Annotated in this window: 24 protein-coding genes; 6 read left to right on the forward strand and 18 right to left on the reverse strand. The window is 71.7% G+C overall.

Going from position 1 to position 19658, the window contains the following annotated elements; translation table 11 throughout:
- Window positions 1-144: 144 nt before the first annotated feature.
- Entirely contained in the window at window positions 145-564 is a 420-nt protein-coding gene (locus SLAV_RS14335) for an ATP-binding protein (RefSeq protein ID WP_335341781.1), read from the reverse strand.
- Window positions 565-895: 331 nt separating this feature from the next.
- Here SLAV_RS14335 and SLAV_RS14340 point away from each other — a divergent pair, with 331 nt between their 5' ends.
- The 3 genes from SLAV_RS14340 (at window position 896) to SLAV_RS14350 (ending at window position 2646) form a co-directional block, all read left to right on the forward strand.
- Window positions 896-1747, forward strand: coding sequence for a helix-turn-helix domain-containing protein (locus SLAV_RS14340; RefSeq protein WP_030226281.1), 852 nt, complete (start codon window positions 896-898; stop codon window positions 1745-1747).
- An 11-nt stretch (window positions 1748-1758) separates the two neighbouring features.
- The gene (locus SLAV_RS14345; protein WP_030226285.1) at window positions 1759-1959 is read left to right on the forward strand and encodes a hypothetical protein; all 201 of its coding nucleotides are present in this window, start codon (window positions 1759-1761) and stop codon (window positions 1957-1959) included.
- 108 nt (window positions 1960-2067) lie between these two features.
- Window positions 2068-2646: a TetR/AcrR family transcriptional regulator gene (locus SLAV_RS14350; RefSeq protein ID WP_030226288.1), complete on the forward strand. Its 579-nt coding sequence runs from the start codon at window positions 2068-2070 to the stop codon at window positions 2644-2646.
- A 12-nt stretch (window positions 2647-2658) separates the two neighbouring features.
- Here the strand turns inward: SLAV_RS14350 and SLAV_RS14355 are convergent, their stop codons facing one another.
- The gene (locus SLAV_RS14355) at window positions 2659-3078 is read right to left on the reverse strand and encodes a nuclear transport factor 2 family protein (protein ID WP_030226290.1); all 420 of its coding nucleotides are present in this window, start codon (window positions 3076-3078) and stop codon (window positions 2659-2661) included.
- Window positions 3079-3179: 101 nt separating this feature from the next.
- Between SLAV_RS14355 and SLAV_RS14360 the strand changes: the two genes are divergently transcribed.
- Window positions 3180-3728, forward strand: a complete 549-nt coding sequence (locus tag SLAV_RS14360; RefSeq protein ID WP_030226291.1) for a TetR/AcrR family transcriptional regulator — start codon at window positions 3180-3182, stop codon at window positions 3726-3728.
- Here SLAV_RS14360 and SLAV_RS14365 read toward each other — a convergent pair.
- From SLAV_RS14365 to SLAV_RS14430, 14 genes are all read right to left on the reverse strand, one after another.
- Entirely contained in the window at window positions 3725-4363 is a 639-nt protein-coding gene (locus SLAV_RS14365) for an OmpA family protein (RefSeq protein ID WP_030226294.1), read from the reverse strand. The two genes, SLAV_RS14360 and SLAV_RS14365, sit on opposite strands and share 4 nt — an antisense overlap.
- A 4-nt stretch (window positions 4364-4367) precedes the next feature.
- The gene (locus SLAV_RS14370) at window positions 4368-4964 is read right to left on the reverse strand and encodes a hypothetical protein (protein WP_030226297.1); all 597 of its coding nucleotides are present in this window, start codon (window positions 4962-4964) and stop codon (window positions 4368-4370) included.
- 30 nt (window positions 4965-4994) lie between these two features.
- On the reverse strand, window positions 4995-5651 hold the full coding sequence (locus tag SLAV_RS14375) for a pilus assembly protein TadG-related protein (RefSeq protein ID WP_030226299.1): 657 nt from the start codon (window positions 5649-5651) through the stop codon (window positions 4995-4997).
- A gap of 8 nt (window positions 5652-5659) precedes the next feature.
- On the reverse strand, window positions 5660-5905 hold the full coding sequence (locus SLAV_RS14380; protein WP_030226302.1) for a hypothetical protein: 246 nt from the start codon (window positions 5903-5905) through the stop codon (window positions 5660-5662).
- A gap of 110 nt (window positions 5906-6015) precedes the next feature.
- Entirely contained in the window at window positions 6016-6702 is a 687-nt protein-coding gene (locus SLAV_RS14385; protein ID WP_030226303.1) for a response regulator, read from the reverse strand.
- Window positions 6699-7874, reverse strand: a complete 1176-nt coding sequence (locus SLAV_RS14390; protein ID WP_051840340.1) for a sensor histidine kinase — start codon at window positions 7872-7874, stop codon at window positions 6699-6701. The genes SLAV_RS14385 and SLAV_RS14390 overlap by 4 nt, the downstream gene beginning before the upstream one ends.
- 6 nt (window positions 7875-7880) lie before the next feature.
- On the reverse strand, window positions 7881-8783 hold the full coding sequence (locus tag SLAV_RS14395; protein ID WP_100660882.1) for a DUF5936 domain-containing protein: 903 nt from the start codon (window positions 8781-8783) through the stop codon (window positions 7881-7883).
- A 7-nt stretch (window positions 8784-8790) separates the two neighbouring features.
- The gene (locus SLAV_RS14400; protein WP_030226311.1) at window positions 8791-9729 is read right to left on the reverse strand and encodes a type II secretion system F family protein; all 939 of its coding nucleotides are present in this window, start codon (window positions 9727-9729) and stop codon (window positions 8791-8793) included.
- Window positions 9726-11072, reverse strand: coding sequence for a TadA family conjugal transfer-associated ATPase (locus SLAV_RS14405; RefSeq protein ID WP_030226314.1), 1347 nt, complete (start codon window positions 11070-11072; stop codon window positions 9726-9728). The genes SLAV_RS14400 and SLAV_RS14405 overlap by 4 nt, the downstream gene beginning before the upstream one ends.
- Window positions 11069-11440, reverse strand: coding sequence for a TadE/TadG family type IV pilus assembly protein (locus SLAV_RS14410; RefSeq protein ID WP_030226315.1), 372 nt, complete (start codon window positions 11438-11440; stop codon window positions 11069-11071). Before SLAV_RS14410 ends, SLAV_RS14405 begins: the two co-directional genes overlap by 4 nt.
- Window position 11441: 1 nt before the next feature.
- Complete coding sequence (locus tag SLAV_RS14415; RefSeq protein WP_037686325.1) at window positions 11442-11768, reverse strand: TadE family protein; 327 nt, start codon at window positions 11766-11768, stop codon at window positions 11442-11444.
- Window positions 11769-11834: 66 nt separating this feature from the next.
- The gene (locus SLAV_RS14420) at window positions 11835-13118 is read right to left on the reverse strand and encodes a CpaE/TadZ family protein (RefSeq protein WP_051840344.1); all 1284 of its coding nucleotides are present in this window, start codon (window positions 13116-13118) and stop codon (window positions 11835-11837) included.
- 7 nt (window positions 13119-13125) lie between these two features.
- Window positions 13126-13827, reverse strand: coding sequence for a Flp pilus assembly protein CpaB (cpaB, locus tag SLAV_RS14425; protein ID WP_030226321.1), 702 nt, complete (start codon window positions 13825-13827; stop codon window positions 13126-13128).
- 40 nt (window positions 13828-13867) lie between these two features.
- Window positions 13868-14758 carry a hypothetical protein gene (locus tag SLAV_RS14430; RefSeq protein ID WP_030226324.1) on the reverse strand — a complete coding sequence of 297 codons (891 nt, stop codon included), beginning with the start codon at window positions 14756-14758 and terminating at the stop codon, window positions 13868-13870.
- Between the two features lie 350 nt (window positions 14759-15108).
- On the opposite strand from SLAV_RS14430, the gene SLAV_RS14435 reads away from it, so the two are divergent.
- Both SLAV_RS14435 and SLAV_RS14440 read left to right on the forward strand, forming a co-directional pair.
- Window positions 15109-16803 carry a chitinase gene (locus SLAV_RS14435; RefSeq protein ID WP_051840346.1) on the forward strand — a complete coding sequence of 565 codons (1695 nt, stop codon included), beginning with the start codon at window positions 15109-15111 and terminating at the stop codon, window positions 16801-16803.
- Between the two features lie 125 nt (window positions 16804-16928).
- Window positions 16929-18266, forward strand: a complete 1338-nt coding sequence (locus SLAV_RS14440; protein ID WP_030226329.1) for a M14 family metallopeptidase — start codon at window positions 16929-16931, stop codon at window positions 18264-18266.
- Window positions 18267-18356: 90 nt separating this feature from the next.
- Here the strand turns inward: SLAV_RS14440 and SLAV_RS14445 are convergent, their stop codons facing one another.
- Both SLAV_RS14445 and SLAV_RS14450 read right to left on the reverse strand, forming a co-directional pair.
- Entirely contained in the window at window positions 18357-18767 is a 411-nt protein-coding gene (locus SLAV_RS14445) for a RidA family protein (protein ID WP_030226332.1), read from the reverse strand.
- Window positions 18764-19546, reverse strand: a complete 783-nt coding sequence (locus SLAV_RS14450) for an IclR family transcriptional regulator (protein WP_030226334.1) — start codon at window positions 19544-19546, stop codon at window positions 18764-18766. The genes SLAV_RS14445 and SLAV_RS14450 overlap by 4 nt, the downstream gene beginning before the upstream one ends.
- Window positions 19547-19658 lie beyond the last annotated feature (112 nt).

The following is a 19658-nucleotide window of genomic DNA, read 5'->3' on the forward strand; positions in this document are numbered from 1 at the left end:
ACCCCGGCGGCGGGATGCTTCGTACCGGTCCACCTGTCCCAAAGACGCCCCATCGTCAGACCCCCGCTCAGGACTTCGGGCGCACGATGCACACGAAGTCCTGAGATTCAACCAGGACGCCGAGGCAACTCCCCACGACGGAGGTCAGGGCAGGTCGGACCCTTGGCAACGGAGATACCCGGCGGCCCCGGCGTGGGGCAGGGTCGCCCAGGTTCGGGTGCCGCCTCCGGGTTCCCGGGACTCCCCGAACCCCCACGCCCCGCCGCAGTCCCGCACGACGGCCGCCATCACCCGCAGCCCCGCACGCCGCCGGGCCTCGCAGTGGGCGGCCAGGCGGGGGTGGGAGTGGGGGGCGTGGCCGTCGTAGACGCTGAGGCGCAGCGCGTCCTCGCGGTAGCGGACGGAGAGGTAGAGGCTCCGGCCGGGCTCCAAGTGCCAGGTGGCGGCGATGAGTTCCCCGGTGACCTGTACGGCGGCGGGGGCGAGGGGGTCGAGCCGGTAGGTGTGCAGCACGGCCCGTACGGCGCCGCGCGCGATCTGGGCGCTGTACGGGGCCCCGGGCACGGTGAGGCTGCACGCGAGCCCATCGGGCTCGGGCGGCCGGCACTCACCCTCGACAGGCCGGGGCGGAGGGCAGGAGGGAAAGGGGCTGGACATGACGGACTCCCTGAAGTCGGCTGTGACAGAGGCGAGTTCGACGCGCACGGATGGCTGACGCGGAGTGGGGGGCGTGGCTCGTCGCCGAGGCCCGAGGCATGCTGCGGCGATGCACTTCAACTCCCCTGCGTGAGCGGTGCAGTACTAAACGTAGCGCGCTCGGGGGTCTTTTCACCACCCGCCCGTGGTGATTACACCCCCGGTAGATCGGGCGCCTGTTGCACGGCAGACTGCACCCATGCCGCCACGCACCGCACCGACCGAACGGCAGAAGCGACTTGGCACCGAGCTGCGTCGCATGAGGCTCGCCGCTGACGTCTCGGCCGAGTCCGCGGCCGGGCTCCTCGGAGTCGACCGTTCCAAGGTCTCAGCCATCGAGCAGGGCATCCGCGCCATCAGCGAAGAGCGGCTGCGCTCCCTCGCCTGCCATTGCGACTGCGCCGACGAGAAATACGTCGAAGCGCTCGTCGCCATGACCCAAACACGCAAGCGTGGCTGGTGGGAGCGCTACCGGGGTTCGTTGTCGGCCCCGATACTCGACATCGCCGAGCTGGAGGCGCACGCGACACGCATGCGATGCGCCCACTCGGTCCACATCCCCGGGCTGTTGCAGACAAGCGATCACGCGCTGGCCCTCTTCCGGTTCGTCGTACCGGCCCTGCCGGAAGCGGAGGTCGCCCTGCGACTGGCCTATCGCCTGGAGCGCCAGCAGGTACTGGCGCACGACTCGGCGCCCGAATACGTCGCGATCGTCCACGAGGCGGCGCTGCGTATGCAGTTCGGCGGAGCCGAGGTCTCCAGGGCGCAGCTGGAACACCTGAACCACATGTCCGAGCGCGACAACGTCATCCTGCGCGTGCTTACCTTTGAGGCGGGCGGATTCCCGGGCGCCGGCCAGACCGTCAACTACTCGGAAGGGCCGGTCCCCCAGCTCGACACCGTGCAGGTGGACAGCACGCACGGCCCGGACTTCCTGCACACCGAAGCCCAACTGGCCAAGTACCGGGCCCAGCTGGACTGGATGGAGAGCCTCAGCCTCTCCCCCGAGGCCTCTCGGGACTTCATCCATCGCCTGGCCCGCCACGTCTGAGAGGACGACCGATGCCCGACATCACCTGGGAAGACGCCTTCTGCGGCGAGGGCGCGAGCTGCTACCGGATCGGGGTCGACGGGGAAGGCAACAGCTACATCGCCGTCGCCGGGGCCGAAGCCGCCTACCTCACCGACTCGGCCGAGTCGCTGCGCCAGCTGATCCGCGACATCAAGGCCGGGAAGGCGGACCATCTGCTGGGCGGCGGGTGAGGCGACCCGGGCGGCCTAGGCCTCGGACTGTCGTTCGCCCCCGATAACTCCGGGTGTCGTACTCTGCACGTAGTGATTCAGAGGGTGGAACCGCATGGAGTGGTGTCAATGGTGAGACGGAACGACCAGCGCAGGACGGCCCTCGTCGACGCCGCGATCGAGGTGCTGGCCAAGGAGGGCGCGCGGGGCCTGACCTTCCGTGCGGTGGACAACGAGGCCGCCGTACCGATCGGGACCGCGTCCAACTACTTCCGCAACCGCGACGAACTGCTCACGCAGGCCGGCGCCCGGGTGTACGAACGCCTCCGGCCCGACGAGGAGACGATCGCCCGCCAGCAGACGGCCGGGCGCGACCGCGAGACGTACGTGACGCTGATGCGCGAACTCGTCGGCCGCGTCGCCTCCTTCCGCACCGGCTACCTCGCGCTGCTCGAACTCCGCCTCGAAGCCACCCGCCGCCCCGAACTGCGCGAGATCCTCACCACCCGGGTCCGGGCCGACGTCGACGCCAACGTCTCCTACCACGAGGCCTCCGGCCTGCCCGGCGACGCCATGGCCGTGAAGCTGCTCATCCTGACGCTGAACTGGCTGATCGTGGAGCAGCTCACCCTCCCCGACGTCTTCTCCGAGGCGGAGCGCGAGGAGCTGGTGACGGCGGCGGTCGAGCGCATCGTGGGGGCCCGGTAGCGGGCGCAGGGGTCAGGCGAGGCGGCGCTCGGCGGCGGTGATCGGGACGTCGTTGATGCTGGCCTCGCGGCGGCGCATCAGGCCGTCGGGGTCGAACTCCCACTGCTCGTTGCCGTGGCTGCGCCACCACTGACCTGCGGCGTCGTGCCACTCGTACTCGAAGCGGACGGAAATGCGGTTGCCGGTGTACGCCCACAGCTCCTTGCGGAGCCGGTAGTCCAGCTCGCGCTCCCACTTGTCGGCGAGGAAGGCGCGGATCTCGGTGCGCCCGGTGAGGAAGCGGTCGCGGTTGCGCCAGACGGAATTCTCCGTGTAGGCGAGGGCGACGCGTTCGGGGTCGCGGCTGTTCCAGGCGTCCTCGGCGGCCTGGACCTTGGCGCGGGCGGATTCCTCGGTGAAGGGCGGAAGCGGCGGTCGGACGGAAGCGGACATGCGGGGACCTCACGATCGGTCTGAAACGATGGAGAACGGTCGTTCTCAACCTTAGAGAACGACCGTTCTCACGGCAAGGCCGACTGAGCTACGCTGCCCCCATGGACGAGGAAGAGGCCCGCACCCGACTGCTCGACGCGGCGGAGGAGCTGTTCTACGCACACGGCATCCAGGCCGTCGGCATGGACCGCATCCGCGCGGGCTCGGGGGTGCCGCTGAAGCGGCTGTACCGGATCTTCCCGGCGAAGGAAGCGCTGGTCACGGCCTACCTGGAGCGGCGGGACCGGCGCTGGACCGGGAGCCTGCGGGAGGCGGTCACGGGGGCCCCGGAGCCGGTCGGCGCGGTCTTCGACTGGCTGGAACGGTGGTTCTCGGAGCCGGACTTCCGGGGCTGCGCCTTCCAGAACGCGTACGGGGAACTGGGCGCCGGGGGCCCGGCCGGGGTCCTCGACGCCGTACGCCGCCACAAGGCGGAACTGCGCGCACTGCTGGCGGAACTCGTCCCGGACTCCCCCGCCACGGCCGACGAGCTGCTGATCCTGGTCGAGGGCGCGATCACGGTGGCCACCCTCTCCCCGGGCCCGGAGCCGGCGCGCAGGGCGCGCGCGATGGCGGAACGCCTGACCGGCGACGGGCCGCCGCCCGGCTAGCCGCCGGTGCTGCGGGGGAAGGTGATCTCGACGCGCCGGTTCTTCTTGCGGCCCTCCTCGGTGCTGTTGTCGGCGATCGGGTAGTCCTCGCTGTAGCCGCGGACGTCGTAGGTGACCCCGGGGGCGGTGACGGTCTTGGCCAGCTCCGCCTGCACGGCGTCGGCGCGCTGCTTGCTGAGCTCCTTGCCGTGCTCGTAGCTGCCCTGGTCGTCGGTGAAGCCGAAGACGCGGACGCGGGTGGCCTTCTGGGTGTTGATCTCGTTGGCGATGGCCTGGATGCGGGCGGCGGCCTGGGCGTTGAAGACGGCGCTGTTCTCGGGGAAGAGCACCTCGGACTGCAGGGCCATCATCACGGTCTGATTGGTCTCCTGCCGCCGCTGCTCCCCGCCGAGGTCCTCGACGACCTCGGCGATGTCGAGCACCTTGGCGGGGGCGAGGGTGCCGCCCTGGGGGATCTTGAGCCCGGGCGAGGCGGAGTCGATCGGCACGGGCGCCGAGGCGGACGGCTCGGTACCGGGCGGCGTGGACGGCTTGACGTCGTCGGCGTGGGCGGCGGTGGCACCGATCAGATGGGCCCCGGCGATGATCAGGGCCGAGACGGCTGTGGCGGCGGCTGCGCGGTGGCGTGTGGTCATGGCGTCACCCGGAGAGTTTGACGGTGGCCGTGGCGAAGGTGGGGAGGCTGAAGTCCACCTCGGTGGTCGAAGCGGGAGGTGCGGGGAATTGTGCGAAGAACGGCACCGTGGCGCCCGCGGCGATGCCGGCCACCCCCGTGGTGCACAGGCACCTGCCGTCCGTATCGCGCAGCACGTAGTAGCGTTTCTTGCCGACCTTGTCGACGAGTGTCGCACCGGCCACGGACTCGCCGCTTCCGTTGAGATCGCGCTCGCTGCCGCGCCAGGCCGATGTCTTGACGAACTGCTGGCCGGTGGTGTTCTTGATCTGGCCGTTGATCGTCACGAAGCCGCCCGCGTCACGGGTGACGGAGTTGATCGTCAGAACGATCCCGGTCTCGCCGTTCACCGACGCCAGGATCTGGGGCGGCGCGGAGCTGCCGCCGCCCGCGGGGGCCGAAGCGGATGAGCCGCCCTGCGGCTGCGGTGACGAGGAGGTGTGCACGTCCTTCGCCTTCGGCTTCTCCCCGCCGCCGCCACAGCCGGCCAGCGCGAGTGCCAGGACCGCCACGACCGCCGTGGCCGCTCCCCCGCGGACCTTCACCGTGTGCCGAATGCTCATGTATGCCGCTTCCTTGTCTCTCATTCGCTCTCACTCGACCAATCGCACACTGAACAGGGACCGCGCCAGATCGCGCAGGGATCCCGGATTCAACGGGTCGATGTCAATGGACTTTCCCCCTTTGCACCGCAACTTGACCCGGGCCGGCACCGGCGTGGCGGTCGGCCCCGGAGACGCGGTGGCGGTGGGGTCGGGCCGGGGCGTCGCAGTGGGGGCGGGGGCGGGGGCGGATCCCAACGTGCAGAGGGGCTCGATGACGGCTGCGGCGCGCGCCTCGCCATGCATGCCGTCCGTGCCCGGAACCACCGACTTGCCCACCGTACGGTTCGTCTCCACCGTGACGGCGAAGCGCGGAGGCGACGCCTCGCACGTGGCACTGGAATCGTTCCTCGCCGCGAAGTCGACCGCGGCGTCGCACGCCCCCTTGCCGATGAGGAGGTCACCCGCCAGGAACTTCACCCATTCCTCCGGCTTCAGGGAGACGAGGTCCAGAGCCCCCAGGCTCCCCTCCCCCGCTTCTCGGGCCGCTGCCAGCGCGGCTGCGTCCGCCGCACCCTGCGCGTCGCTGCGTGTCACCGAGGCCTGTCCGACGACGAAGAAGACGAACGCCGCGAAGAGCAGGCCCACCACCGCCACGACGTAGATGGGGAAGGCCTGCCCTCGGTCAGTCGACCCGCTGCTGCGCACGCGCCGTATCAGCCCGCCTTGATCAGGCCGACCTGCTCCTTGATCTTGTCGACGATCGACTGGCCGATCCCTGTGCCGATCATCGCCCCGATGATCACCACGACCACCAGGATGATGCCCAGGTACTCGAACGCCGTCTGCCCTCGGTCCTGATGCTCGTAGCGCTTGCGGATGCGGATGACTGCCGTCTCCGCCCAGCCGTTGATCCGGATCTTGGCGTCCACTGCGGTCTTCAGTAGCGGGTTCTGTGACATGGAGGTCCCCTCCCGGGCCGGTGTCACCGTTGATGGCCGGACGGTACGGGGAGTTACCGGTGATAACCAAGGGTCCCGGGGCCCAAATACGGACCCACTGCGTACTGCGTCTACCCATGGCCGGTCACCCCTGGACGGGCGGTTCCCAGCCAGCGGGCTATTGCCTCGCTGCGGGAGGTGCTGCGGAGTTTGGCGAAGATGCGGTTGATGTGGTTCTTGACCGTCTTCTCGCTGATGAAGCAGGCGCCGGCGATCTGCTGGTTGTTCATGCCGGACGCGATCAGGTCCATGATCTCCACCTCCCGCGAACTCAGCCCGAAAGCAACGGAGTTGTGCACGCGCTCCGTAGACTGTCCCACACTTCGTTGCTGTTGCGAAGAGGACCGGAGTTCCGTGAGCACCGCCGTCGCCGCCGTCGGGGTGAAGTGGGCGCGGCCGGCGCGGGTGTCGCGGACCGCGCGCAGGAGGTCGTCGGGCGTGAACTCGCCGTGGACGAGGTAGCCGCCCGCGCCCAGCAGCAGCGCCTCGCGGACGACCTCGGCCTCCTGGCTGTACGTCAGCATCAGCACCGGCGCCAGGCACACCAGGTGCGGCAGGGCCGAGATGCCGTCGACCCCCGGCATGCGGACGTCCAGCAGGATCACGTCCGGGCGGTGCAGCCGGGTCAGGTGGAGGGCCTCGTGGCCGTCCCGGGCCTCCGCCACCACCACGAGGTCCTCGGTGGTGGCCAGCAGGCTGCTCAGGCCCGCGCGGACGACCGGGTTGTCGTCGGCGATCAGGACGCGCAGGGCGGTCACGGACGGCCCCCCGTCGGCAGGGTCAGGCGGACCCGGGTGCCGGGGCCCGTGGTGCGGGGGCCGAGTTCGAAGGCGGCGCCGATGGCCTGCGCGCGTTCCCTCATGCCGAGGAGCCCGTAGTGCCCGGCGGGCAGTACGGGGGGCAGGCCGACGCCGTCGTCCTCGACCGTCACCGTGAGGGTGGACGGCCCCGCACACACCGACATCTCCACGCGCGAGGCCCCCGCGTGGCGGCGGGCGTTCTCCACCGCCTCCCCGGCAACGGCAAGGAGCTGGTGGACCACCCCCGGGGGAAGGACGGGCAGCGTGCCCGTGGTGCGCAGCTCCGCGTCCAGGGCGCGCAGGCCCGGCAGCAGGGCGGCGCCGGGCACGCGCAGCTCCGTCAGCAGGGCCCGGGACTCCGCGGAGGCGCGACGGGCCGCGTCCGCGACCAGTTCGGCCTGGCGGCGGATGGCCGCCGGGTCGGAGGTCCGGGCCAGGGCGTCGGCCGCCAGGGCCAGGCCGTGCAGGGTCTTGGCCACCGAGTCGTGCATCTCCCGGGCCATCCGCTCCCGCTCCGCCCGGACCGCCTCGGCCGCCGCCAGGCTCCGTACGGCCGTCCCGAAGCGCAGCAGCAGCTCCCGCAGCCCGGATCCGGCGGCCCCCGCCACCACGCACAGCAGGCACAGCACGAAGCCGCCGCCCAGCGCGGCCACCGCCACCGCCTGCGCGGCCGCGTACACCGCCGAGCCCCGCCATCCGTAGACCAGCCCGGCCAGCAGCGGGGTGCACAGGGCCACCAGAGCGACCGGGGAGGTGGGGGTGGCCACGATCAGGAGGAGCCCGCTCAGGACCATGTCCACCGCCAGCAGCCAGCGGTGGCGCAGCAGCAGCGGCCCGAAGCGCTCCCAGTCGCGGAAGAGGACGTAGGACAGCATGAAGGTGGCCAGCAGCGCGCCGGACACCAGGTACGTGGGTCCCCCGGCCGCCGTCCGGCCCAGGGAGAAGGGGGCGCCGAGGCCGGTCATCACCAGCCGGAAGGCCATGACCTGCCGGCACAGGCTCTGGAGGGCGTTCGCCTGGACCGCGAGGGAGGGGGCGGGAGCCGTGTCCCGTCCGGGTGCGGTGTCGCGTGCGGGAGCCGTGTCCCGTCCCCGGGCCGTGCGCAGTAACGGCAGGTGCAGTGCGGTCATGGCGGCTCACCCGCCCCCGAGCAGGGCGCCGAAGTCCACGTTGGCCCCGTAGACGAACCCGCAGACGAGCAGGATCAGGGTGCCCGGCAGCATGAACATGGTGACGGCGAAGGTGGCCTTCGGGACGGCGCGGGCCGCGCGGCGGCGGGCGTTCTGCGCGTCGGTGCGGCGCATGTCCTCGGCGATGGCGATGAGGGTGTCCACGATCGGGGAGCCGAGTTCCTCGCCCTGCTGGAGGGCGGTGACGAACTGGGCGACCTGTTCGGAGTCGTTGCGCCTGCGCAGTTCGTCGAAGGCCTGGCGGCGGCTGACGCCCATGTCCATCTGCTGCAGGGTGATCCGGATCTCGTCGGACCAGGGGCCGGTGTACTTGTCCGCGACGCGTTCCAGGGCCTGGCGGAAGCCGAGTCCGGCGCTGACCACGACGGCGAGGACGTCGAGGAAGTCGGGGAGGATCCGCTCGATGTGGTCGCGGCGGACCCTGATGGCCGACCACAGGCCGGCCTCGATCCAGAACAGGCCGAAGGCCACCATGAGGAGGGCGAGGACGAGCTGCCCGTTCATCAGCATCGACAGGGCCCCGAGCCCGCCCAGGAACCCGTAGACCGCCCGCCGGGCGGCGTAGCGGTCTATGGTCAGGCCCGCCGGGTTGCCCGCCATGTCGATCTGGCGGCGCTTGCGGGCCACCTGCTTGGGGCCCATCAGGCGCAGGACGAGCGGCGCCCAGCGGATGCCGAGGCGGTCCACGAGGGAGCCGACGGCGGTGGTGCGGGTGGCGCCGACCTCCAGGGCGAGGGCGAGGTCGGTCGGGAGTTTGACGTCGGCGCGGTAGAGGCGGATGCCGTGCAGGATGCCCAGCACCGACAGGGCCAGGCCCAGGGCCAGCAGGAACGGGAGGTAGGGGGTCACCGGGGCCTCACACGTCGATCTTCGACAGCCGGCGGATCAGGACGAAGCCCAGCGCGAAGAGCCCCAGTGCCACGATCACCGCGACCTGGCCCACCAGCGCGCCGGTCATCCGGTCCAGGGCGCCCGGCATCATCGTGTTCACCAGGAGCAGCGAGCCCAGTCCGATGGCCGGGACCAGGTACGCCGTCACCGTCACCTGGGAGAGCTGCGTACGGATCTCCCGGCGCGTCTCCTTGCGCTGCTCCAGGGTCACCGTGAGGTTGCGCAGGCTGCCCACGATGGCGCCGCCCGCGCGGGCGGAGAGGACCAGGGTGGAGACGAGGACGACCAGTTCCCGGGAGGGGAGCCGGTCGACGATCTCCCCGAGGGACTCCTCGATGGAGTGTCCGACGGCGAGGCGGTCCGCGACCCGGGCCAGTTCCTCGCCCGCCGGGGCCTCCAGTTCCTCCGCCGCCATGCCGATGGCGGTGCGCAGGGCCAGGCCGGCCTGGGTGGCGTTGGCGAGGATCCGGGCCAGTTCGGGGAGCTGGTTGATGAACCGTTCGGTGCGGCGGGCGCGCTGCCAGTTCAGGAAGGCGTTGGCGGCCCAGAGGCCGATCAGTCCGGCCACCGGGCCGAAGAACGGGGCCAGCAGGGAGGAGCAGACCAGCCAGGTCCCGGCGACGGCCAGCAGCATGTAGACGAAGAACTCGCCCGGGGTCAGGTCGAGTCCCGTGGTCGCCAGTTTCATTTCGATGCGGCGGCCCAGGGCGGTCCTGCGCAGGCGGCGGTCGACGCCGCGGAAGCGGCGCCTGCGGCCGGTCGGCGGGGGTTCGCCGCTCGCCGAGAGGCGTTCGATGAGGGCGGCGCGCTGGGCGAGCCCGGCCGAGTACGCGTGCACCCCGAGGGCCGTGAACAGCCCGGCGAGCAGGGTGGCACCGAGGGTGAGGAGGACGAGGTCGTTCACAGGACGGTCCGGGGGGTGAGCGGGTCGAGGAGGGCGTCGGGCTGCGCGACGCCGAAGGCCTGGGGGATCGGCTGGCTGTTCATGTAGAGGCGCTCCGCGATCCGGCGGGGCAGGGGGGCGTACGCGAAGTAGCCGTGCACGCGCCCGTCGGGCCCCATCGGCTGGGCCACGTAGCGGCAGACGGTGGTGATCCGGAAGGGCTCGCGGCCGTGGGATTCGAGGATGGAGATCTCCGTGATGCGGCGCGAGCCGTCGCCGAAGCGGGTGAGCTGCACGATGACGTTGACGGCGCTGTTGATCTGGTCCTGGAGCGCCTCGAAGGGGATCTCCACCTCCGACATGGAGGCGAGGGTCTGCAGGCGGGTGAGCGCGTCCGAGGAGCTGTTGGCGTGGACGGTGGCGAGGGAGCCGTCGTGGCCGGTGGACATGGCCTGGAGCATGTCGAGGGTCTCGCCGCCGCGGACCTCGCCGACGATGATCCGGTCGGGGCGCATGCGCAGGGAGTTGCGCACGAGGTCGCGGATGGTGATCTGGCCCTTGCCCTCCACGTTCGCGGGGCGGGATTCGAGGCGGATCACGTGTGCCTGCTGGAGCTGGAGTTCGGCGGAGTCCTCGATGGTGATGATGCGCTCGCCCTCCGGGATGAGTCCGGAGAGGGCGTTGAGGAGGGTGGTCTTGCCGGTGCCGGTGGCGCCGGACACGATCAGGTTCAGCTTCGCCTGGACCAGCCCCGACAGGAGCAGCAGCATCTGCTCGTCGAGGGAGCCGAGGGCGATCATCTCGGGCAGGGTGAAGGCGCGCGGGAACCGGCGGATGGTGAGGGTGGCGCCGGTGAGGGAGAGCGGCGGGATGATGACGTTGACGCGCTCGCCGCTGGGCAGGCGGGCGTCGACCATCGGATTGGCCTCGTCCACGCGGCGGTTGACGGTGGAGACGATGCGCTCGATGGTCTGCATCAGCTGCTCGTGCGAGGCGAAGCGGAGGGGGAGCTGCTCCACCCGGCCGGAGCGCTCGACGAAGATCTGGTCGGGGCCGTTGACCATGATCTCGGAGATCGAGGCGTCTTCGAGGAGCGGTTCGAGGACGCCGAGCCCGAGGGCCTCGTCGACGACGCGGCGGATCAGCTGGGCGCGCTCGGCGGTGGACAGGACCGGGCCCTCGCGGCTGATGATGTGCCCGAGTACGCGCTCCAGGCGGGCGCGGCGCTCGGCGGGCGCGAGCGCGGACATCTCGGCGAGGTCGATCTCTTCGAGGAGTTTGGCCCGGTACGAGGAGACCAGGCGGCCGTCCTCGCGGGGGCCGTGGCGGTCGTCGGGGGTGGTGACCCGGGAACGCAGGCTCATGGTCGGGCTCCGTCCGGGTCGGTGTTGGGCATGACGGCCGTTGCGGTGGCGTCCGGGAGGTCGAGGCCGGGGATGATGGAGTTGACCTTGATGGTCACGGTCGCGGTGATCGCGTCCCCGCCGCCGGGCACGGAGACCGTCGCCGGAAGGCCCGACCGGATCGCGGCGAGCCCCGCCGCCTCGCCCCGGCCGCGGTGCTGGGCCTCCACGCGCGCCGCCGTCCGCGCGGCGGTGTCGGCCTGCTCGTGGACGTACGCGATCCAGCCCAGCTGGATCCCGCAGAGCGCGACGAACAGCAGGATCGGGACGAAGCCGATGTATTCGATGGCCACTTGGCCGCGGTCGGAGCGGATGCGACGCCTTCTCATGTCACTCCTCCCGTTCCATCGCCGCGCCGGCCGTGCCGTCGATCCCCCCGAAGCCGAGACCGGGGAAGAGGACGGGGATCTGCAGGCTGACCTTCGCCTTGTAGAGGTCCCCGGCCGGACCGCAGTCGACGGTCATGTTCCAGGCATCCCCCACGTACTTGCGGGCCGCCGTGTCGCACTCCCCGCCCCCCTTCACCGCCCCCGCCCGCGCCCCCTGGTCCGCCGCGTTCCCGGCCAGGGAGAAGGCGTAGCCGATCAGTACGCACTCCCACACCGCCGCCACGAGCAGCAGGATCAGCGGGACCATGCCGACGAACTCGACGGCCACCTGCCCCCGGTCCCGCGACCGCGATGGCGGCCGCCCCCCGCCTACGGATCCCCGCCCGGCCACGGTTCAGCCCTCCCGGCCGCGCCGCAGCCGGGCCACCGGGCCGGCCGCGCGCAGGGCGAGGGCCGAGCCGGATCCGGAGCCGGAGGCGGGGGCCGGGGATCCCGCCGGGGCGTCGGGGGCGGCGAGGAGGCCCAGTTCGCCGGCCAGGGTCCACAGGGCCTGCTTGACCGTCGAGCGGTTGTCGAGGTCCTGCACCCGGCCCGCGTCCACCACCGCCTGGAGTTCCTTGAATGCGGCGGGGACCGGGGTGCGGGTGGGCCGGGTCTTGGTGATCTTCTCGATGAGGGAGGGCTGTATCTCGGTGTGCCTGCTCCAGCGGTTCACCACCATCGTGGTGTCCTCGGCCTTGCGCACCTGGAGCCGCTCCCACATGCGGACCGTCCGCTTCGCCGCCCGCACGGCGACCACGTCCGGGGTGGTGACCATGACGGCCAGGTCCGCGAGTTCCACGGCGGTGGCGTTCGCGCCCGTCACCTGGCTGCCGCAGTCGATGACGACGAGCTCGTAGCGTGCGCGCAGGGCGCCGATGACGTGCCGGGCGGCCCGTTCGTCGACCTCCTCGCCCCGCTCCCCCTCCGCCGGGGCCAGCAGCAGGGCCAGGCCGGTGCGGTCCTCGTAGACGGCGTCCTGGAGGACGCGCGGGGAGATGTCCTGGATGCCGGCGAGGTCGGCGATGGAGCGCCGGAACTGCACGTCGAGGTACGAGCCCACGTCCCCGGCCTGGAGGTCCAGGTCCACCAGGGCGGTGCGCCGGCCCGCCGCGGCGGCGGCCAGCGCGAACTGGACCGCGGTGAAGGTGGCGCCCACGCCCCCCTTGGCGCCGGTGACGGTGACCACCCGGCCGCCCGGCCCGGCGGGCGCCTCGGGGCCGCGGCCCAGGTGGCGGCGTACGCCCGCGGACCACTGGGCGGCGGCCTGGACGCGGGCGGCGAGTTCCTCGTAGGCGAGGGGGAGGCCGATCAGGCCGCGCGCGCCGGAGTCCATGGCGGCGGAGAAGAGGGCGGGCCCGGCGTCGGAGGAGATCAGCACCACGCCGACCGCGGGGAAGCGCAGGGCGACCTCGCGGATCAGCTCCAGGGCGGGGACGGGTCCGATCCGCTCGTGGACGAGGACCACCTCGGGCAGTTCGTCGAGGGAGTCCGCGGCGAGGCGGAACAGGGTGTCGAGGAGGGTCGTGGAATCGGGGACGGGAGCGGCGGGCTCGGCGTCCGGGAGCTGGCTGAGCAGCGCCACGATGGCGCGGGCGGCGTCCGGGTCGCCGGCCGCGGGGAGGATTCGGGTGGTCATCCGGGCCTCACTTGTCCCCGTCGAGGGTGTACGTGCGGTCGCTCGGTCCGGGGGTCGAGTCGGTGCCGGGGGCCACCAGGGCCAGGCGGACGTGCTCGGCGAAGGACTCGGCGTACGCGACGCGCTGGGTGTCCTTGGTGTTCAGGGCGAAGGTGATCGGGACGGCCTCGGCGGGGCCCTTCTTGTCGCTGTCCTTGTCGAGGGCGGTGAGCTTGCCGACGCCCAGAACGCGGGCGTTGGCGACGATGATGACCGAGCGGGCGGGGTCGCCCTCCTTGGCGCCCTTGAAGGTGGCCAGGATGTTGACCTTGGCGCCGGAGGTGATCTTGCCGGCCACGCCCGTGGCCGCGTCGATCATGATGGCGATCTCCTGCTCCCCGGCCTGGAGCTGCGGCTTGTCGACGAACATGTCGCTCTGGAGCAGCGAGCCCCGCTTCAGGGTGGTGAGCGCGATCTTGCCCTGGAGTGCGCCCAGGTCGGTGACGGCGGTGTCGGAGAGCCACCGTTTGGGGACCTTGGTCTCCTCGAACTGGCCGGCCGTGAGCGGGCTGTACGGGGCGATGTCGCCCTTGACGCGGTAGGCGACGACCTCGGCCCCGACCTTGGAGTTGACGTCGCCGATCACGACCAGGACCCCGGCGAAGGCCGCGAGGGCGCACAGGACCGACAGGAGCAGCAGGATGACGCCGCGGCGCTGGCGTGAGTTCATGGGCCGTACTACCTCGCCGTTCTTCGTTCGGTCGGGCCGGTCAGGTTCTGGAGCGGGAGCGGGTGCCGGTACGGGCGGGGGCCTCGGGCGGGGGTGCGGCCAGTGGCGCGGCGCAGAATCCGCAGCGGTCGCCGATGAGCTCGAAGCCGCACCAGCGGCACTCCTCCCGGCGGACCGAGGCGACCAGCTGGTAGAGCACGGACAGGTCGGGGATGGCGGCGGCGAACTCGACGAGCTTCGGGGTCGCCCACCAGCCGGCGGAGTCGGCGGGCAGCGGGTTCTCCATGACGCCCTGCACCTGCCAGGCGGGGGCCAGTTCGGCCGTCACCCAGTCGGAGGACAGGGATCCGCGCGCGAAGGTGAGGTGGGTGGCGAAGCCGGGTCCCGGCGGCAGCGCGCCCCTGCCCCCCGCCGAGCCGGCGGGGCCGAGCCTGGCCAGGTGCGGCGTCGGGTGGGCCAGTACGGCGAACTGGGCGCTCGGTGACCAGGACCGGGCGTGGGCCTTGAGCCCGACGGGGACCCGGTCCAGCTTTGCGACCGTACCCAGCAGCGCGCCGGCGTGGATGTAGTGGGACAGCAGCCGCGCGGCGGAGGCGATCACGCCGGGGCTGAAGTCGGTGACGGTGAGCTGGCGCAGCTGACGGACCAGCACGGCGGTTCCCAGGGGCGGCAGATCGACGTCGAGGAGCGCGATCCGGTCGGTTTCCAGGATGGCCCGGACGGTGTGCAGCCGGCGCACGGTGGCGGGCGGGAGCCAGGGCGGTACGACGGCCACGAGGTGGCCGTGCCGCTCCAGCAGGGCGGAGGTCTCGGCGAGCGCGCCCTCCAGGTCGGCCTCGCCGGGCGGGCGCAGGACGGCGGCGCCGGGGGTGTGCCGGTCGGGGGCGGGCAGCACCAGGTCGGCGCTGGTGACAGCGATGGCGGTCGGCACGCGAATCCCCCCGTTCAGCCTGTACGCGACGCCTGTTCGCACGGCCGTCACGTACGCGCACATGCTGCGCGACCGCAAACGACCGACGCGCTCCCCCCTTGCCCCAGCACCATAACCGCGCCGCCCCTGGCTGGTCAGGGGCTTGGTGATTCCCGTGCCGGACGGGCCTGTCACAGGTGGCGGAAAACCCGGACAACAGGGATCGGAAGTCCGAACAGTTCAAGCCACTTCGCAAAGACCCTTGACACGGGGATTGGTCTGGACCAACTTGGCTGCGCCGGCAGTTCGTTGCGGGGGACCCCCACTCCCCCTCCTTCCGCTTCCCCCCTTCCTCCCCCCACGGAGCCCACGTGAACCGCATACGCTCCCTCGCCCTGCTGGGCGCCGCCACCCTCGCCGCGGGCGGGCTGACCGCCCTCGCCACGGGCACCGCACAGGCCGCCGACGTCAACGTCGCCCGCAACGGCGGCTTCGAGTCCGGCCTCGCCAACTGGTCCTGCACCGGCGGCAGCGGGGCCGTCGTCTCCTCTCCGGTCTACTCCGGTGCGGGCGCCCTGCGCGCCACCCCGGCGGGCTCGGACAACGCGCAGTGCAGCCAGACCGTCACGGTCAAGCCGAATTCCACGTACACGCTGAGCACCCAGGTGCAGGGCTCGTACGTCTACCTCGGCGCGACCGGCACCGGCACCCAGGACGTCTCCACCTGGACCCCCGGCTCGGGCTCCGGCTGGCAGAAGCTGTCGACCACCTTCACCACCGGCCCGAACACCACCCAGGTCACCGTCTGGACCCACGGCTGGTACGGCCAGCCCGCCTACACGGTCGACGAGTTCAGCGTCTTCGGCCCGGACGGGGGCGGCGGCACCGATCCCGGCCCGAGCGTGCCGGGCGCCCCCTCGGGGACCGCCGTTTCCGGCCAGAGCGCGAGCGGGCTCACCCTTTCGTGGAACGCGGTCAGCGGTGCCACGGGCTACTACGTCTACCAGGACGGCGTCCGCGTCCAGACGGTGTCCGGCGCCTCCGCCCAGATCACCGGACTGGCCGCCGCCACCTCGTACGCCTTCCAGGTGAGCGCGTACAACGCGGCGGGCGAGGGGCCGAAGTCGGCGGCGGTCACCGGTACCACGACCGGGGGCGGCGGCCCGAACCCCAACCCGTCGGTGCCCAAGCACGCCCTGACCGGCTACTGGCAGAACTTCAACAACGGCGCGACCGTCCAGAAGCTCTCCGACGTCTCCCCGCAGTACGACATCATCGCCGTCTCCTTCGCCGACGCCACGACCACGCCCGGGGCCATCGCCTTCAACCTCGACTCGGCGGGGCTGGGCGGGTACACGGTGGACCGGTTCAAGGCCGACGTCGCGGCGAAGAAGGCGGCCGGGAAGTCCGTCATCCTCTCCGTCGGCGGCGAGAAGGGCACCATCTCGGTGAACGACTCCGCCTCCGCCAACAACCTGGCGAACTCGGCGTACGCGCTGATGCAGGAGTACGGCTTCAGCGGCATCGACATCGACCTGGAGAACGGCCTCAACCCGACGTACATGACCCAGGCGCTGCGCGCCCTGGCGGCCAAGGCGGGTCCCTCGCTCGTCCTGACGATGGCTCCGCAGACCATCGACATGCAGTCCACCCAGGGTGGCTACTTCAAGACGGCGCTGGCGGTCAAGGACATCCTGACCGTGGTGAACATGCAGTACTACAACAGCGGCGCGATGAACGGCTGCGACGGCAAGGTCTACTCCCAGGGCTCGGTGGACTTCCTGACCGCCCTGGCCTGCATCCAGCTGGAGGGCGGGCTCGACCCCTCGCAGGTGGGCATCGGCGTCCCGGCCTCCCCCAGCGGCGCGGGCAGCGGCTACGTCTCCCCGACGGTCGTCAACAACGCCCTGGACTGCCTGACCCGGGGCACGGGCTGCGGCTCCTTCAAGCCGTCGAAGACGTACCCGGGACTGCGCGGCGCGATGACCTGGTCGACCAACTGGGACGCCAAGGCGGGTAGTGCCTGGTCCAACGCGGTGGGTCCCAAGGTCCACGGGCTCCCGTAGGCGGTAGGTGTGGGGGTGGCCGGTTCGGGTTCCCCGGAAAGACGGGGTTCTTGACCGGAACATGCCATGAGAGCACGCTGTGCGCGTCCGCACGGCTACCCCCACACTCCCACCCAGGAGAACGCATGCGGCTCCACCACCGCGGAAGGGCCGCCGTCACGGCGGCCCTCCTGGCGCTCGCGCTCGGCGCGCCCGCCTACGGCATGAGCGCGACGGCGGCACCGCCGCCCACCCCGTCCACCGCGACACAGGACGAGGCGATCGTCCAGTACGAGATCCGGGGCCCGTCCACCGCCGCCGAACGCACCGCCCTGCTGAGCTCGGGCGTCTCGATCGACGAGGTGGACGCCCGCTCGGTCGTGGTCAGCGCCGACCCCGCGCAGGCCAAGGACCTGCGGGCCCGCGGCTACCGGCTCACCGCCCTGCCCGGCCCGCCGGACCGGAACGAGCGCGGCGCGGCGGCGAAGCCGATGGACTTCCCCTCGGCGGACTCCAACTACCACAACTACGCCGAGGCGAACGCGGAGATCGACCAGCGCATCGCCCAGTACCCCGGGATCATGAGCAAGCAGGTCATCGGGAAGTCGTACGAGGGCCGCAACCTCTACGCCATCAAGATCAGTGACAACGTCGGCACCGACGAGGCCGAGCCCGAGGTCCTCTTCACCGCCCACCAGCACGCCCGTGAGCACCTCACGGTGGAGATGGCCCTCTACCTGCTCAAGGAGTTCGGCTCCAAGTACGGCACCGAACCCCGGATCACCAACATGGTCGACAACCGCGAGATCTGGATCGTCCCGGACCTCAACCCGGACGGCGGCGAGTACGACATCGCCACCGGCTCCTACCGCTCCTGGCGCAAGAACCGGCAGCCCAACAGCGGCTCCTCCGCCGTCGGCACCGACCTCAACCGCAACTGGGACTACAAGTGGGGCTGCTGCGGCGGCTCCAGCTCCAGCAAGAGCTCCGAGACCTACCGCGGCCCCGCCGCCGCCTCCGCCCCCGAGGTCAAGGTGGTCTCCGACTTCGTCCGCAGCCGCGTCGTCGGCGGCAAGCAGCAGATCAAGGCCGCCATCGACTTCCACACGTACAGCCAGCTGGTCCTGTGGCCCTTCGGCTGGACGTACAACGACACGGCGCCCGGCATGACCGCCGACGACCTCGCCGCCTACAAGAAGATCGGCACGGGCATGGCGGCCAGCAACGGCTACACGCCCGAGCAGTCGAGCGACCTGTACATCACCGACGGCACGATCGACGACTGGCTGTGGGGCAACCAGAAGGTCTTCGCCTACACCTTCGAGATGTACCCGTCCGAATCCGGCAGCGGCGGCGGCTTCTACCCGCCCGACGAGGTCATCGACCGCGAGACCTCGCGCAACAAGGAGGCCGTGCTCCAGCTCCTGGAGAACGCCGACTGCATGTACCGCTCGATCGGCAAGGAAGCCCAGTACTGCTCCTAGCCCGACCGGACGCGCGGCCCGGCCGGACGCGGCCCGCGCGGCCGCGCGAGGGGGTCGCCCCACCGCCAGGGGGGCGCCCCGCCCGTCCGCTCAGCCCAGGACGGCGAGCGCGTCGATCTCGATCAGCAGCCCGGCCGGCAGCCCCACGTACACCGTGGTGCGGGCGGCCGGGGCCTCCTTGAGGCCCTGCTCCTCGAAGTAGGTGTTGTAGATCCCGTTCATCTCGGCGAAGTGGGCGGTGTCGGTCAGGTACACGCGGATCATCATCACGTCGTCCCAGCCCGCGCCGCCCGCCTCCAGTACGGAGCGGACGTTCTCCAGCGTCTGCAGGGTCTGCTCGCGCAGCGTCGGCCCGGCCGGCGTCGGCGGCTGCCCCTCCACGTGCGGGAGGAAGCCGACCTGGCCGGCGACCTGGAGGATGTTGCCCTTGCGCACGCCGTGCGAGAACCTCGCGGGCGGCGCGGTGTGGGTGTCGGGGGTGATGGCGGTCTTCTCGCTCACGGAAGGTCCTCGTCTTCTGGCTCTCGGTCCGGCTCCGGCGCGGTGCCGGAGTACTCCCGGCTGATGATGTCGGCAGTACGGCGCACGAGGGGCAACAGCTCCAGCAGTTCTCCGGCGCCCACCACCACGGCGGGCGCCGAGACGGACATCGCCGCCACCACCCGGCCGTCCGCCCCGCGCACCGGCGCGCCCACGCAGTTCAGGGCCTCCTCGTGACCGCCCAGGTCGGCGGCCCAGCCCTGCTCCCGTACGAGGGCCAGCTCGGCCAGGAACGCCTGTGCGTCCGGGGTCGAGCGGGAGGTGTAGCGCGGGTAGTCGATCCGCCCCGCGAGCGCGCGCCGGTCGTCCTCCGGCAGGTCGGCCAGGAGCAGCTTGGCGACGGCGGCGACGGTGAGGGGGACGGGGCGGCCGATGCGCGAGTACATCCGCACCGGGTAGCGGCTGTCGACCTTGTCCACGTAGACGACCTCGTCGTCCTGGTGGAGGGCGAGGTGGACGGTGTGCCCGGTGCGCCGGTTCAGCTCGACCAGGTGCGGATGGGCGACGTCACGGACGTCGAGGTTCTCGACGGCCTCGGCGGCCAGCGCGAACAGGCGGGCCCCCAGCCGGTAGCGGCCGTCCGGCTGCCGGTAGGCGAGGCCGTGCGCCTGGAGGGTGCGCAGCAGGCGCAGGGCGGTGCTCTTGTGCACGCCGAGTCCGTCGGCCACCTCGCCGAGGCCCGCCGGTCCCTTCGCCAGCGCGGGCAGGATCCGCAGCGCCCGTTCCACCGACTGGCTCATGCCGCGCCCCCGTCCGCCCGTCCGCCGGTGCGTCGCCCCGCTCCGGAACCGGGCGCCGTTGACCCGTCGTCATCGGGGATGTTAGACACCACAAGCACCACCCGCAACGCTC

The organism is Streptomyces lavendulae subsp. lavendulae, from assembly GCF_002803845.1.
Lineage (GTDB): Bacteria > Actinomycetota > Actinomycetes > Streptomycetales > Streptomycetaceae > Streptomyces > Streptomyces lavendulae.

Coding starts and splice junctions, on each gene's coding strand:
- cpaB (WP_030226321.1), bottom strand. CDS start 13,827: ATGAACTCACGCCAGCGCCGCGGCGTCATCCTGCTGCTCCTGTCGGTC.
- SLAV_RS14450 (WP_030226334.1), bottom strand. CDS start 19,546: ATGAGCCAGTCGGTGGAACGGGCGCTGCGGATCCTGCCCGCGCTGGCG.
- SLAV_RS14380 (WP_030226302.1), bottom strand. CDS start 5,905: ATGTCACAGAACCCGCTACTGAAGACCGCAGTGGACGCCAAGATCCGG.
- SLAV_RS14420 (WP_051840344.1), bottom strand. CDS start 13,118: ATGACCACCCGAATCCTCCCCGCGGCCGGCGACCCGGACGCCGCCCGC.
- SLAV_RS14360 (WP_030226291.1), top strand. CDS start 3,180: ATGGACGAGGAAGAGGCCCGCACCCGACTGCTCGACGCGGCGGAGGAG.
- SLAV_RS14370 (WP_030226297.1), bottom strand. CDS start 4,964: ATGAGCATTCGGCACACGGTGAAGGTCCGCGGGGGAGCGGCCACGGCG.
- SLAV_RS14350 (WP_030226288.1), top strand. CDS start 2,068: ATGGTGAGACGGAACGACCAGCGCAGGACGGCCCTCGTCGACGCCGCG.
- SLAV_RS14355 (WP_030226290.1), bottom strand. CDS start 3,078: ATGTCCGCTTCCGTCCGACCGCCGCTTCCGCCCTTCACCGAGGAATCC.
- SLAV_RS14390 (WP_051840340.1), bottom strand. CDS start 7,874: ATGACCGCACTGCACCTGCCGTTACTGCGCACGGCCCGGGGACGGGAC.
- SLAV_RS14440 (WP_030226329.1), top strand. CDS start 16,929: ATGCGGCTCCACCACCGCGGAAGGGCCGCCGTCACGGCGGCCCTCCTG.
- SLAV_RS14365 (WP_030226294.1), bottom strand. CDS start 4,363: ATGACCACACGCCACCGCGCAGCCGCCGCCACAGCCGTCTCGGCCCTG.
- SLAV_RS14405 (WP_030226314.1), bottom strand. CDS start 11,072: ATGAGCCTGCGTTCCCGGGTCACCACCCCCGACGACCGCCACGGCCCC.
- SLAV_RS14345 (WP_030226285.1), top strand. CDS start 1,759: ATGCCCGACATCACCTGGGAAGACGCCTTCTGCGGCGAGGGCGCGAGC.
- SLAV_RS14410 (WP_030226315.1), bottom strand. CDS start 11,440: ATGAGAAGGCGTCGCATCCGCTCCGACCGCGGCCAAGTGGCCATCGAA.
- SLAV_RS14340 (WP_030226281.1), top strand. CDS start 896: ATGCCGCCACGCACCGCACCGACCGAACGGCAGAAGCGACTTGGCACC.